We start from the raw sequence: 12,900 nt of genomic DNA, 5'->3' as shown, positions 1-12,900 counted from the left end.
GCCTGCGGATCGGCGGGGAAATAAGCCGCGATCCGTGCAAGAAACCTTGGAAAAACGTCGGGAAAGGCCCGGAAGCGTCGGCTTCAGGCCACGCCGGCCGGTGCCAGGTCCGCATCGACGCTGCGGCGGTCGTCGAACACGAAGCAGGTGCCGTGGTAACCGCGCCCGTCGGTGACTTCCAGGTACTTCAGAATGCCGCCTTCCAGCTGGTAGACGTTTTCCACGCCCGCTTCCGCCATATATATAGCGGCCTTCTCGCAGCGGATGCCCCCGGTGCAGAAGCTGACGATGGTCTTGCCCGCCAGTTCTTCGCGGTGCGCCAGCACGGCATCGGGGAATTGCGTGAAGCGGTCGATGCGCCAGTCGATCGCACCATCGAAGGTGCCGCAGTCGACTTCGAATGCATTGCGAGTGTCGAGCAGCGCCACTTCACGGCCGTTGTCATCCACGCCCGTCTGCAACCAGCGATGCAGCGTGGCGGCATCCACCGCCGGGGCGCGGCCCTCGACAGGCCGGATCGCCGGATGGTTCATGCGGATGATTTCGTTCTTGATCTTCACCAGCAGCTTGCCGAAGGGAATATCGGCCGACAGGCTTTCCTTGGTTTCCAAGTCAGTGAAACGCGGATCGGCGCGCAGCCAGGTCATGAAAGCATCGATGCCCTCGCGCGAGCCCGCGAAGAAAAGGTTGATCCCTTCCGGCGCAAGCAGCACGGTGCCACGCAGCCCGCAGTCGCCGGCCTGCGCCAGCACCGCTTCACGCAATGCCGGCAGGTCATCCAGCGGGACGAAGCGATAGGCCGCAATGTTGACGACTGAGGGAGCGACAACGGAGGACGAAACGGCGGTCACGGCAGATCCTGGAACGGCAAAAAAGGGAATTTTAACGCCCTGCCCCCTGCCGTTCGGAATTTGGTTGCGGATGCGCACTTGATTAGTGTCATGTGGCTACGATATGGTCTGCATCGATCGGGCGAACCCATACCCGGTCGATAGTATTTATCAATCGAAAATATTCGATTAATCAATTTCACAAATATTGGGGATCCCCCTAATATTTGGTCTTCGCCACCGCCAACAGACAAGGAAACAGCAATGTCCCTGATCAATACCCAAGTCAAGCCGTTCTCGGCCACCGCTTATCACAATGGCAAATTCGTGCCGGTCACCGCTGACGACCTGAAGGGCAAGTGGTCTGTCGTGGTGTTCTACCCCGCCGATTTCACCTTCGTGTGCCCGACCGAACTGGAAGACTTGGCCGACAACTACGCCGAATTCCAGAAGCTGGGCGTGGAAGTCTACGGCGTGTCGACCGACAGCCACTTCGCACACAAGGCATGGCACGACACCTCGGACGCTATCGGCAAGGTCAAGTATCCGCTGATCGGCGACCCGACCACCGTGCTGTCGCGCAACTTCGAAGTGCTGATCGAAGAAGAAGGCATGGCCCTGCGCGGTACCTTCGTGATCAACCCCGAAGGCCAGATCAAGCTGTACGAAATCCATGACAACGGCATCGGCCGTGACGCAACCGAACTGCTGCGCAAGGTCAAGGCAGCTCAGTACGTCGCCTCGCACCCGGGCGAAGTCTGCCCCGCCAAGTGGAACGAAGGCTCGGCCACGCTGACCCCGTCGCTGGACCTGGTCGGCAAGATCTAAGTGTTACCCGCGCAGCCTGATTCACCAGAACACCCGTGAATCGGCTGCCTCACTTCCAGGCGGTACGGCCGCCTGGAAGCTGACCCCACGCTGTCCCCTCTAAAGAATCCCCGCAATACACGCACCGGAGCCATTCATGTTGGACGCCTCGCTCAAGACCCAGTTGAAAAGCTACCTGGAAAAGGTCACGCAGCCGATCGAGATCGTCGCGTCGCTGGACGACGGCGACAAGTCCCGCGAAATGCTCGGGCTGCTGCAGGAAATCGCCACGCTGTCGAGCAAGATCACGGTGATCGAAAGCCGCGACGACAACGAACGCAAGCCCTCCTTCAGTATCAACCGTACCGGTTCGGACATCGGCGTGCGCTTCGCCGCAATTCCGCTCGGACACGAATTCACGTCGCTGGTCCTGGCATTGCTCCAGGTCGGCGGCCACACACTCAAGCTCGATGCCGATGTGATCGAGCAGATCCGCAATCTGGATGGCGATTTCAGCTTTGAGGCCTACGTCTCGCTGACCTGCCAGAACTGCCCGGACGTCGTACAGGCCTTGAACGTGATGTCGGTGATCAACCCGCGCATCAAGGTCGTGACGATTGACGGCGGTCTGTTCCAGGACGAAGTCGAAGCACGCCACATTCAGGCTGTGCCGACCATGTATCTGAACGGCGAAGTTTTCGGCCAAGGCCGCAGCAGCGTCGAAGAAATCCTGGCCAAGCTGGACACCGGTGCCGTCAAGCGCGCCGCTGCCAAGCTGGACAACCTGCCCACCTTCGACATGCTGGTCGTCGGCGGTGGCCCGGCTGGCGCAGCCGCCGCCGTGTACGCCGCTCGCAAGGGCATTCGTACTGGTGTGGTAGCCGAACGCTTCGGCGGCCAGGTGCTGGACACCATGGCCATCGAGAACTTCATCTCGGTGCAAGAAACCGAAGGCCCGAAATTCGCTGCCGCACTGGAACAGCATGTGCGTGCCTACGACGTGGATATCATCAACCTGCAACGCGCTGAATCGCTGGCTTTGAACAAGGGCCTGGTCGAGATCAAGTTGGCCAGCGGCGCAACCCTGCGCAGCCGCAGCGTGGTCTTGTCCACCGGTGCCCGCTGGCGCGAAATCAACGTGCCCGGCGAACAGAAGTACCGCAATCATGGCGTGGCCTACTGCCCGCACTGCGACGGTCCGCTGTTCAAGGGCAAGCGCACGGCCGTGGTCGGCGGCGGTAACTCTGGTGTCGAAGCAGCGATCGACCTGGCCGGTATCGTGGCTCATGTCACGCTGATCGAATTCGGCCATGAATTGCGTGCAGACGCTGTGTTGCAGAAGAAGCTGCGCAGCCTGCCGAACGTGACCGTGATCACCAATGCCCAGACGACCGAAATTACGGGCGACGGCAAGAAGGTCAATGGCCTGGTCTATCAAGACCGTGCATCGGGTGCGATCCACAGCGTTGAGCTGGAAGGCGTGTTCGTGCAGATCGGTCTGGTGCCGAATACCGAGTGGCTCAAGGGCACCATCGCCTTGTCCAAGCACGGTGAGATCGAAGTCGATGCACGTGGTCAGACCTCGCTGCCGGGCGTGTTCGCTGCTGGTGACGTGACCACGGTGCCGTTCAAGCAGATCATCATTGCTGCCGGTGACGGTGCAAAGGCTGCGCTGGGTGCCTTTGACCACCTGATCCGCTCGTCGGTGACGGAAGACGAAGACACGGAAGCACCGTTCGTGAACGAACCGGCTGACGTGGCTGCGATGCCTTGATCGAGCATCATCACTGCGGTTGCTGACACTGGATGTGCGCTGTTGGTAGCTGCAGATGATGAACTTGCTTGATCGCTGAACTCCGCACGAAAAAACAAAGCCTGCACTCGCAACAGTGCAGGCTTTTTCTTTGGTGCTCAGGAACTTGCCCAGGTTTCTGCCAAGGCCGATCCGTACTCATCTGCTTATGGACGAGTATCCCCTGCACGCGGCAAGGCCGGATCGATGATGGTGTCCGCTATCGCCGTTTCCGCAGTGGGATGCACCGCACCCGGGTGAACCGCCGTCGGGTTCAGCGCACGCGGATCACGGTCAGTCGGCTCAATTGGCATCTCGCCAATGTCGCGCGTGTCTTCAGGACTGACTGCTGCTCCGACCGCCGCACCGCCACCCAGGCCCGTCACCGCGCCCACCGTGCCACCAACGACGGCACCAATCGGCCCGGCCACCGCCACGCCAATAGCCGCCCCTGCTGCAGCACCTACCGCCACGCCGCCGCCCAGATAGGCCGACTTGGCTTCACGTGCTGACTCTTCCGGCGACAACAGCTGCTGCGCAGCCGGGTCCGGGTCTTGTGAAGGCACGCCATGACCCGGCCGGGCTTGTTCTGCGAGGTCTGCATCAACAGCCGTGGGGCTGGGAATTCCATTGGGAAAGACATTCATGTGCTTCTCCTCGATATTCATCATGGATACCGGGAAAATTCCGCAAGCGCTGTGCCTGCGGTTGCACAAAAAGCTGATGTTTCCCTGGGGAATCCCCGAGGCCTAGCTCAGCAGTAGCCCTGCCCCATCAACGCATCGGCCACCTTCACGAAGCCGGCGATGTTGGCACCGTCGACATAGTTGATGCTGCCGTCCGGGCGCTTGCCGTAGCGTTCGCACGCGGCGTGGATATCGCGCATGACTTCCTGCAGACGGGCGTCCACTTCCTCGCGTCGCCAGCTCAGGCGGGCAGCGTTCTGCGACATCTCGAAGCCCGAGGTTGCCACGCCACCGGCGTTGCTGGCCTTGCCCGGTCCGAACAGCACGCCGGCGTTGATCAGCGCTTCCGTGGCGGCCAGGGTGGTGGGCATGTTGGCACCTTCGGCCACGCAACGAACGCCGTGGGCGATCAGTTCGCGGGCATCGTGCTCGTCCAGTTCGTTCTGCGTGGCGCACGGCAGGGCCACGTCCACTGGCACGCGCCACGGACGCGCGCCCGGCAGGTATTCCAGACCGCGTTCGCGTGCGTAGTCTGACACGCGGCCGCGACGCTCGTTGCGAATGTCCATCAGCAAGGCCAGCTTGTCGGCGTCGAAACCGTCGGGATCGACCACCGTGCCATCGGAATCGGATGCGGTGACCACACGACCGCCCAGGGCCAACGCCTTTTCAATCGCGTACTGCGCCACGTTGCCCGAGCCAGACACCGCAATGCGTTTGCCTTCCAGCGATTCGCCCTTGGACGCGAGCATGTGGGCCACAAAATAGACCAGGCCATAACCGGTCGATTCCGGGCGGATCAGGCTGCCGCCGAAGGTGCGGCCCTTGCCGGTAAACACGCACGCAGCATCGTTTTGCAGACGTTTGTAGGTGCCCGCCATGAAGCCGACTTCACGCCCGCCCACGCCGATGTCGCCTGCCGGCACGTCGGTGTCCGGGCCCAGGTGGCGCGACAGTTCCAGCATCAGCGCCTGGCAGAAGCGGCGCACTTCGTTGTCCGACTTGCCCTTGGGATCGAAGTCTGAGCCGCCCTTGCCGCCGCCCATGGGCAGGGTCGTCAGCGCATTCTTGAAGGTCTGCTCGAAGGCCAGGAATTTCAGAATCGACAGGTTCACCGACGGGTGGAAACGCATGCCGCCCTTGTACGGACCAATGGCCGAGCTGTGCTGCACGCGGTAGCCACGGTTCACGCGGATGCGGCCTTCGTCATCTTCCCAGTTCACCCGGAACGAGATCACGCGATCGGGTTCGACCAGGGTTTCAAGCAGACCCGGATCGCGGTAACGGGGATTGGCCTCAAGGAAGGGCCACAGGCTATGGACCACCTCACTGACCGCCTGCAGGAATTCAGGCTGATCGGCGTTGCGCTGGCTGACATGCGCGATGAACTGGGAGGCAGTGGCGTAGGACAAAGACGGTTCTCCGAAGAAAGCGGGCGGCAGAAAAACATGCGGCCCAGGCGGCCGCATGCGCACGAAACGCACCATTTACGTGCGAATTATTTTTGTGCGCCGTCACATTAATCCGCAATGCACAAAAATGGTGCTGATATCGGGTAATCCCTTAGTGAAATAATTCTCATTAAGAATCACAGGGATCGGGTTGGTGGGCCGGCCCTTGCGCACGGCCTACGGGAAATTCCCAGGGATTCCACCAGCCTATTTCACCAATAAAAAGCTCTTTCTCATGTAAAAATCAAAGCAATCGCGGCGGACCGTCGCCAACCTGCACGTAAGGACACAACAATGAGTCAACCGATGGGTCAACGCACGCAAGGCAAGCGCATCCTGGTCACCGCCGCCGCCAACGGCATCGGCCGCGCTGCCGCGTTGATGCTTGCGCAAAACGGTGCCGAAGTCTGGGCCACCGACGTGAACGATGCCGGCCTGGCGGAACTCGCTGCAGAAGTCGCTGCGCACAGCCCGGCGATCACGCTGCACACGGCACGTCTGGACGTGCTCGACACCGCCGCCGTCACCGCCTTCGCCCAGAAACTGGAAGCCGAACACGGCGCGCTCGACGGCCTGTTCAACTGCGCAGGCGTGGTCCACCCGGGCAACATCCTGGAATGCAGCGAAAAGGACTGGGACTTCGCCTTCGACCTGAACGCCAAGGCCATGTACCGCACCATCCGCGCCTTCCTGCCCGGCATGCTGGCAAGCGGTCGTGGCGCATCCATCATCAACATGGCGTCGGCGGCCTCCAGCGTCAAAGGCGTGCCCAACCGCTTTGCCTATGGTGCGTCCAAGGCCGCCGTGGTCGGTCTGACGCGCTCGGTGGCAGCAGACTTCGTCACCCGCGGCATCCGGGTCAATGCGATTGCCCCAGGCACCATCGAATCGCCGTCGCTGCGCGGTCGCATCGCCGAGCAAGCACGCGCGTCCAACAGCAGCGAAGAAGCCGTGCGTGCCGCCTTCGTGGCCCGCCAGCCCGTCGGCCGCATCGGCCGGGCCGAAGAAGTAGCCGCCTTGGTGGTTTATCTTTCGTCCGACGAATCGGCCTTCACCACCGGCACCGTGCAGATCATCGACGGCGGCTGGTCGAACTGAATCAGGCGTGTTGATTCCACGACCTTGATCCAAGGCGGTGAAATCAACACGGTGACCCAACGCAGTCCCTGCGGGCCGTCATGCCGGTCTGCAATGTTTTCTTGAACAGGAATTCCAGATGAAACTCGTACGTGTTGGTGCCGCTGGTGCCGAAAAGCCCGCTCTGATCGATGCCGACGGCGTCCTGCGTGACCTGTCTGCTCACGTAAGCGACTTCGATGGCGCAGCGCTGTCGGATGCCAGCCTGGCCAAGATCGCCGCCATCGATACCGCCAGCCTGCCCAAGCTCGACGCCGGCCTGCGTTTTGGTGTGCCGGTGACCCGTATCGGCAAGATCGTCTGCGTGGGCCTGAACTACGCCGACCACGCCGCAGAATCTGGCCTGGATGTGCCGAAAGAACCCGTGCTGTTCCTGAAAGCCACTACGTCCCTGACTGGCCCGAATGACCCGGTGACGATCCCGCGCGGCTCGGTCAAGACCGACTGGGAAGTCGAGCTTGGCGTGGTGATCGGCAAGCGTGCGTCCTACGTCGAAAAGGCTGACGCACTGGACTACGTGGCCGGCTACACCGTCATCAACGACGTGTCGGAACGCGAATACCAGATCGAGCGTGGCGGCACCTGGGACAAGGGCAAGGGCTGCGATACCTTCTCGCCCATCGGCCCGTGGATGGTCACGCGCGACGAGATCATCGACCCGCAGGCACTCGACCTGTGGCTGGATGTGAACGGCAAGCGCTTCCAGAACGGCAACACCCGCACCATGGTGTTCGGCGTGGCGGAACTGGTCAGCTACATCAGCGAATTCATGACGCTGGAACCCGGCGACATCATCAGCACCGGCACGCCGCCGGGCGTGGGTCTGGGCCAGAAGCCGCCGGTCTACCTGAAGGCGGGCGACACCATGACGCTGGGCATCGCCGGACTGGGTGAACAGACTCAGGTCACGCGCGCCTGGGCACGCAATCTGTAAGCAGACTAAGGGTCGTGCAAGGCATTGCCTGATGCACCTTGCACGACCTTGCTATGCTCGCCCCTGTTTTTTTCAGGCCAGAACCGGACCCCAATGACCGACACCAGCGATCGCCCACGACGCCAGAAGGCGACCGACGAAGACGCGCCGCAGCGCTACAACGCGCCCGCATTGGAAAAGGGTCTGGATATCCTGGAAGTGCTGACCGAATCTTCCGTCGGCTACACACTGAACGAACTGGCGCAACGCCTCGATCGCTCAGTCAGCGAAATCTTCCGCATGGCCGTGACCCTGCAACGCCGGGGCTACGTGCAGGTCGATCAGAACGACCGCTATACCCTGACGCTGAAACTGTTCGAACTCGGCAACCGCCAGGCACCGATCCAGTCGCTGACCACCCTCGCCCAACCCCTGCTGCGCGAGCTTGCCAATCAGGCGCTGCAGTCCTGTCATCTATCGGTCTATGAAAGTGGTCGCGTTGTCATCATTGCCCAGGTGGACAGTCCCGAGCGCTGGTCCTTCGGCATGAAAGTGGGCGCAGTCATGGGCCTGACCGACACGTCTTCTGGCCACGTGCTGCTGGCCTTCCGCGACGACGAAGAACGCGCCCGCATGCTCGCGGCACACAGCCTGGTGGAAGGTGAACTGGAGATCGATCTGGCGCAGCTGAATACCGCCTTGGCCGACATCCGCAAACGCGGCCACGAACGCATGCCCAGCCGACAGACGCGTGGCGTGACGAACATTGCGTTCCCGGTACTGGGCAGCCGTGGTTATGCGGTGGGTGCGATCAACGTGCCGTTCATCGAGCGCATCGATCGCAAGGTGGCACCGGACCAACAAGACGTGCGGGACATGGTGGGCAAAGCAGCCGCAGAATTGTCGCGGCTGGTGGGGCATACCGGCTGATCAGCGATCGGTCATGCCCTGGCCTGCTGCGCAAGCAGCTGCCGTGCGCGCAGCACCACGGGCACGTCGACCATGCGGCCATCCAATTGCACCGCACCACCATACGATGCAGCATCCGCAGCAATTACGCGCCTGGCCCAAGCCATGTCTTCGTCAGAGGGGGCAAAGGCCGCATGCACACCCGCTATTTGCCGGGGGTGGATGCATAGTTTGCCGCTGAAGCCGAAACGCCTGGCCCGCAAGGTATCGCTGCGCAGCACGGCCTCATCGTCAATCTGCACCGTCACGCCATCGATGGCCGGTGCCAACCCTGCCAGACGCGTGGCCATGGCCACCGCAAACCGCAGCGGATCGAGTTCTGCCTGATCGTTTCCACACGCAATGCCGGTGTCGGCCATGAAATCGATATGCCCGACGACCAGGCGCTGACAACCGGGTGCGGCGGCGATCGCCTTTACTGCGTCGTAACCCGCCGCGCTTTCGATCAACGGCAGAATGGGCACCCCACCCGTTGCCTCGTGTGCGCCCTGCACCGCGTCGGCGGACTCTGCTTTAGGCAGCATCAGCGCGGCGATGCCAGCAAGATTTCGCAGGCAAGCCAGATCGGCTGCCCACTCGGCGCTGCCCCAGGCATTGCTGCGCACCACCAGCGGCACACCTATCGCGTGCAAGCTGGCCCAAGCGGCCAGCACCGCTTCCCGAGCGGCGGCTTTTGCTGCGATTGGCACGGCATCTTCCAGGTCCAGCACTACCGCGTCGGCACCGCTGGCCACGGCCTTGGCGAAGCGTTCCGGACGATTGCCGGGCACGAACAGCAGGGTGCGAGCATGGCTGCAATCAAGGCTGTGATCAAGCCTGTTATCACGCGCACTCATGCAATCCCCCCATCATCGCCAAGCACCAGCCCAAGCTCCTGCAAGATCGCCTGAGTGTGCTCCCCCACTGCCGGAATCGGTCCCATCCGATAGGCGAAACTGTCGTTGATACCAGGTGGTTTCAGCGCCGGCAGCGGGCCCACCGGTGAATCAACGTCAACCCAACGGCCACGTGCTGCCAACTGCGGATGCTGCCAGACGTCACGCATGTCGTTCACGTCGCCATTGGCAATCTGTGCTCGGTCCAGCCGCTCACGCAGTTGCGCGCCCGTCAGCGCACCCAGCCGCGCGTTGATCAGCTCGGCCAGTTGCGCACGGTTATCGCTGCGATACGCATTGGTGCAAAAGCGCGCATCGGTGGCAAGTGCGGCATCGTCCATCACGTGCGTGCAGAACGCCGCCCATTCGCGCTCGTTCTGCAGGCCCAGCATCACCACCCGACCGTCGCTGGCGGTGAACGGACCATAGGGATAGATCGTGGAGTGCGACGCGCCCATGCGTGGCGGTGGCGCGGCACCCTCGTAGCTGTAGTACAGCGGATATCCCATCCATTCGGTCAGCGCCTCCAGCATCGACACATCGATGTGCGAACCCTTGCCGGTGCGTGCGCGCAGCAACAGCGCCGACAGGATATTGCTGTACGCATACATGCCCGCCGCAATGTCGGCCACCGACGCGCCCGCCTTCACCACCTCGTCAGGTGTGCCGGTGACCGACACAAACCCTGCCTCGCTCTGGATCAACAAGTCGTAGGCCTTGCGGTCGCGGTACGGCCCGTCGTTGCCATAACCGGAGATGTCGCAGACGATCAGGCGCGGAAAGCGCGCCTGCAGCTCGCTTGCCGACAGACCCAGGCGCGCAGCAGCACCCGGTGCCAGGTTTTGCACAAACACATCGGCGCTCGCCAGCAAGCGGTCCATCACCTCGCGGGCGGCTTCGCTCTTCAAGTCCAGCGCCAGACTTTCCTTCGACCGGTTGACCCACACGAAGTGAGACGACAGGCCATCCACGCGCGTGTCATAGCGTCGCGCGAAGTCACCTTCGGGCCGTTCGACCTTGATGACACGCGCGCCCAGATCGGCCAGTTGGCGGGTGCAGAACGGCGCAGCAATCGCATGTTCCAGCGACACCACGGTGATGCCGTCAAGCGGACGCAGAGCAGCTTGATTCATGTCAGTCCACCTTTGCGCCAGCCGCCTGGACGATCTTCGCCCAGCGGGCGATGTCCTCGTCGAGCAGCGTGGCAAATTGTTCGGGCGTGGCGTTCGCCAGCTCGACACCTTGCGTCTCCAGCGCCTTGCGCGTGGCGGCGTCAGCCAGCACCTTGACCATGTTCTGCTTGAGCTTGGTTTCCACCTCGGCAGGGATGCCGCGCGGCGCGAACAATCCCACCCACAGCGTGCCGCTGTAGCCAGGCACCTGCTCGGCAATGGCAGGCACATCAGGCAAGGCCGGTGAACGCTGCGGTGAACTGACCCCGAGCGCGATCAGCTTGCCTGACTTCAGGTTGCTCAACACCGACGGCAAACTGGCAAACGCAATCGGCACACGTCCGCCCACGACATCGATCATGGCGGGAGCGACGCCTTTGTACGGCACGTGCGGCATGTCCAGCCCGGCAGTGGTGTTCAACATCGCACCCAGCAGATGATTGAGCGTGCCGTTGCCGGCCGACGCATAGTGATGCTTACCAGGCTCGGCCTTCACCAGCTTCAGGAAATCCGCCAGATTGCGTGCCGGAAAATCGGGATTGACGACCAGGACGTTGGGTACCGTGCCAACCAGCGCGACGGGGATGAAGTCTTTCACCGGATCAAAGCCTGGCGCGCGATACAGCGCCGGATTGATCGCCTGCGAACTGCTGATCGTCATCAGCAGCGTATAGCCATCCTTGGTCGACTTCGCTGCTGCCTGGGTGCCGATGTTGCCGCCTGCCCCCGTACGGTTCTCGACCACAATCGTGCCCCCCAGTGTCTCGGCCAGTTTCTGCGCAACGATGCGGCCAACGATGTCGTTCGAGCCGCCCGCGTTCTGCGGCACGATGAAGGTGATCGGACGGTCGGGATAGTCGGCTGCCTGCGCGGCAGCGCCGCCAAGAACAAGTGACGCGGCCACGATGCGCGTAGCGATGGATGGCATGGGGAATCTCCTGAGCATGCTGCGCGTGGATCGCGCAGTCGTATGGCTGTGCAGCGATTCTGTCTGCGCGCATGCCGCGGCACCATCGGCAAGTTCGGAAGCAAGGCTTTCGTTAAAGTGAAGGCTCATCGTTCATGAAGCTTTGCCATGCAACTGAGCCTGACCGACTTGCGCCTGTTCGTGGCCGTGGCCGAACTGGCCAACCTGACCCGCGCCGCCGCACGCTGCCACTTGTCCCTGCCGGCAGTCAGCCAGCGTGTTCGTGCCATGGAACAGCAGGCGGGCTGCCGGCTGCTGGAACGCGAAGCACGCGGTGTACGAATGACTGCGGCCGGCGAAGCCTTCGCGCGCCATGCGCGGGTCATGCTGCTGGAATCCGATGCCCTGGGAGCCACGCTGGACGCCTTTGCCGGCGGCCTGCAAGGACACGTCACGGTGCTGGCCAACACCACGGCGGTTACTGAGCTGATGCCGGCCGTGCTGGCGCGGTTCCTGGCCTCGCATCCCGATGTCAGCGTCAGCCTGGAGGAACAGGCCAACCACGAGATTGCGCGGGCAGTGCGCGAAGGCCGCGCCGACCTCGGCGTCGTCGCGGGCGAGGTAGACCTGGATGGACTGTGCTGGACCCACTTCGCCACCGACCAGCTGGTGCTGGTGACGGCACGCGGTCATCATCTTGCCGACCACGCACAGATTCGTTATGCCGACGTGGTCGACCTGCCCACCGTGGGCCTGCATGCCGACAGCACCCTGCAGGCGTTTCTGCGCGGTCGCATCGCAGCCATGGGACGCGCACAGACCCGGCCCCGGGCTCAGGTCAATGGGTTTGAAGCGGTGTGCCTGATGGTGGAAGCCGATGTGGGCGTGGCGATTGTTCCCGCGTCGGTGGCGCAGCGGTATGGCGCAGGCATGCAGATCGCCATCGTGCCGCTTGCCGATGCATGGGCCGCGCGACCGCGTTATGTCGTGGTGCGGGAGGCACCACGGCCAGGGTATCTGGATGACCTGGTGGCTGCGATCGCGGTGGGGCAACCAGCAAGCCGTTGACGGGAAGATTTCTCCGATGCGGACAGGCAGTTGTCGATGGGGCGCGTAGATCCCTCAAGTGGTGCAAGGTGGCACGGAAGCTGTCGCCATTTGGTGCATGTCGCGGCTTGCCGGCAATGCAAAGCGGTCACGCACGGTCTGTGGTCCGGGTGGTGACTCCCTCTGCGCCAGACGTGAGAGTCAGGCGTTTTCAGTCAATCGAACCAGGGCAGAAGTCGCTGGCACACACCTTGCATAAAACCGAGACATTGAAATTTGAATTTCACATAACCACATCCGTGAAATTCAATTTT

General features: G+C 62.5%; 12 protein-coding genes. 6 read left to right on the top strand and 6 right to left on the bottom strand.

Annotated elements, in window-relative coordinates; genetic code table 11:
- Window positions 1–83: 83 nt before the first annotated feature.
- Entirely contained in the window at window positions 84–851 is a 768-nt protein-coding gene (locus FXN63_RS04180) for a sulfurtransferase (RefSeq protein WP_148813123.1), read from the bottom strand.
- A 243-nt stretch (window positions 852–1,094) separates the two neighbouring features.
- On the opposite strand from FXN63_RS04180, the gene ahpC reads away from it, so the two are divergent.
- Both ahpC and ahpF read left to right on the top strand, forming a co-directional pair.
- Window positions 1,095–1,658, top strand: a complete 564-nt coding sequence (gene ahpC, locus FXN63_RS04175) for an alkyl hydroperoxide reductase subunit C (protein ID WP_148813121.1) — start codon at window positions 1,095–1,097, stop codon at window positions 1,656–1,658.
- A 136-nt stretch (window positions 1,659–1,794) separates the two neighbouring features.
- Complete coding sequence (gene ahpF / locus FXN63_RS04170; protein ID WP_148813119.1) at window positions 1,795–3,411, top strand: alkyl hydroperoxide reductase subunit F; 1,617 nt, start codon at window positions 1,795–1,797, stop codon at window positions 3,409–3,411.
- A 185-nt stretch (window positions 3,412–3,596) separates the two neighbouring features.
- Here the strand turns inward: ahpF and FXN63_RS04165 are convergent, their stop codons facing one another.
- Both FXN63_RS04165 and gdhA read right to left on the bottom strand, forming a co-directional pair.
- Window positions 3,597–4,076 carry a hypothetical protein gene (locus FXN63_RS04165; RefSeq protein ID WP_246165027.1) on the bottom strand — a complete coding sequence of 160 codons (480 nt, stop codon included), beginning with the start codon at window positions 4,074–4,076 and terminating at the stop codon, window positions 3,597–3,599.
- A gap of 107 nt (window positions 4,077–4,183) precedes the next feature.
- Window positions 4,184–5,527: an NADP-specific glutamate dehydrogenase gene (gene gdhA, locus FXN63_RS04160; RefSeq protein ID WP_246165026.1), complete on the bottom strand. Its 1,344-nt coding sequence runs from the start codon at window positions 5,525–5,527 to the stop codon at window positions 4,184–4,186.
- Window positions 5,528–5,872: 345 nt separating this feature from the next.
- On the opposite strand from gdhA, the gene FXN63_RS04155 reads away from it, so the two are divergent.
- The 3 genes from FXN63_RS04155 (at window position 5,873) to FXN63_RS04145 (ending at window position 8,546) form a co-directional block, all read left to right on the top strand.
- The gene (locus FXN63_RS04155; protein ID WP_148818919.1) at window positions 5,873–6,664 is read left to right on the top strand and encodes an SDR family oxidoreductase; all 792 of its coding nucleotides are present in this window, start codon (window positions 5,873–5,875) and stop codon (window positions 6,662–6,664) included.
- 118 nt (window positions 6,665–6,782) lie between these two features.
- Entirely contained in the window at window positions 6,783–7,637 is an 855-nt protein-coding gene (locus FXN63_RS04150) for a fumarylacetoacetate hydrolase family protein (RefSeq protein ID WP_148813118.1), read from the top strand.
- 93 nt (window positions 7,638–7,730) lie between these two features.
- Entirely contained in the window at window positions 7,731–8,546 is an 816-nt protein-coding gene (locus FXN63_RS04145) for an IclR family transcriptional regulator (protein WP_148813116.1), read from the top strand.
- An 11-nt stretch (window positions 8,547–8,557) separates the two neighbouring features.
- Here the strand turns inward: FXN63_RS04145 and FXN63_RS04140 are convergent, their stop codons facing one another.
- From FXN63_RS04140 to FXN63_RS04130, 3 genes are read right to left on the bottom strand one after another with little or no spacing between them, the layout of a single operon-like run.
- Complete coding sequence (locus FXN63_RS04140) at window positions 8,558–9,421, bottom strand: HpcH/HpaI aldolase/citrate lyase family protein (protein WP_148813114.1); 864 nt, start codon at window positions 9,419–9,421, stop codon at window positions 8,558–8,560.
- Window positions 9,418–10,593 carry a CaiB/BaiF CoA transferase family protein gene (locus tag FXN63_RS04135; protein ID WP_148813111.1) on the bottom strand — a complete coding sequence of 392 codons (1,176 nt, stop codon included), beginning with the start codon at window positions 10,591–10,593 and terminating at the stop codon, window positions 9,418–9,420. The genes FXN63_RS04140 and FXN63_RS04135 overlap by 4 nt, the downstream gene beginning before the upstream one ends.
- Before the next feature lies 1 nt (window position 10,594).
- The gene (locus FXN63_RS04130) at window positions 10,595–11,560 is read right to left on the bottom strand and encodes a Bug family tripartite tricarboxylate transporter substrate binding protein (protein ID WP_148813109.1); all 966 of its coding nucleotides are present in this window, start codon (window positions 11,558–11,560) and stop codon (window positions 10,595–10,597) included.
- Window positions 11,561–11,707: 147 nt separating this feature from the next.
- Between FXN63_RS04130 and FXN63_RS04125 the strand changes: the two genes are divergently transcribed.
- Window positions 11,708–12,607 (top strand): LysR family transcriptional regulator, encoded by a 900-nt coding sequence (locus tag FXN63_RS04125; RefSeq protein ID WP_148813107.1) that lies wholly within the window; start codon window positions 11,708–11,710, stop codon window positions 12,605–12,607.
- The last annotated feature ends 293 nt before the right edge of the window (window positions 12,608–12,900 follow it).

It is taken from the genome of Pigmentiphaga aceris (assembly GCF_008119665.1).
Classification (GTDB): domain Bacteria; phylum Pseudomonadota; class Gammaproteobacteria; order Burkholderiales; family Burkholderiaceae_B; genus Pigmentiphaga; species Pigmentiphaga aceris.
The sequence above is the reverse complement of the archived record's forward strand: the minus strand, read 5'-3'. Positions and strand labels throughout refer to the sequence as shown.

Excerpts from the sequence above, each read along its gene's own strand:
- FXN63_RS04140 (WP_148813114.1), bottom strand. The coding sequence starts at position 9,421 with ATGAGTGCGCGTGATAACAGGCTTGATCACAGCCTTGATTGCAGCCAT.
- ahpC (WP_148813121.1), top strand. The coding sequence starts at position 1,095 with ATGTCCCTGATCAATACCCAAGTCAAGCCGTTCTCGGCCACCGCTTAT.
- FXN63_RS04150 (WP_148813118.1), top strand. The coding sequence starts at position 6,783 with ATGAAACTCGTACGTGTTGGTGCCGCTGGTGCCGAAAAGCCCGCTCTG.
- FXN63_RS04125 (WP_148813107.1), top strand. The coding sequence starts at position 11,708 with ATGCAACTGAGCCTGACCGACTTGCGCCTGTTCGTGGCCGTGGCCGAA.
- FXN63_RS04145 (WP_148813116.1), top strand. The coding sequence starts at position 7,731 with ATGACCGACACCAGCGATCGCCCACGACGCCAGAAGGCGACCGACGAA.
- FXN63_RS04130 (WP_148813109.1), bottom strand. The coding sequence starts at position 11,560 with ATGCCATCCATCGCTACGCGCATCGTGGCCGCGTCACTTGTTCTTGGC.
- FXN63_RS04135 (WP_148813111.1), bottom strand. The coding sequence starts at position 10,593 with ATGAATCAAGCTGCTCTGCGTCCGCTTGACGGCATCACCGTGGTGTCG.
- FXN63_RS04155 (WP_148818919.1), top strand. The coding sequence starts at position 5,873 with ATGGGTCAACGCACGCAAGGCAAGCGCATCCTGGTCACCGCCGCCGCC.
- FXN63_RS04165 (WP_246165027.1), bottom strand. The coding sequence starts at position 4,076 with ATGAATGTCTTTCCCAATGGAATTCCCAGCCCCACGGCTGTTGATGCA.
- ahpF (WP_148813119.1), top strand. The coding sequence starts at position 1,795 with ATGTTGGACGCCTCGCTCAAGACCCAGTTGAAAAGCTACCTGGAAAAG.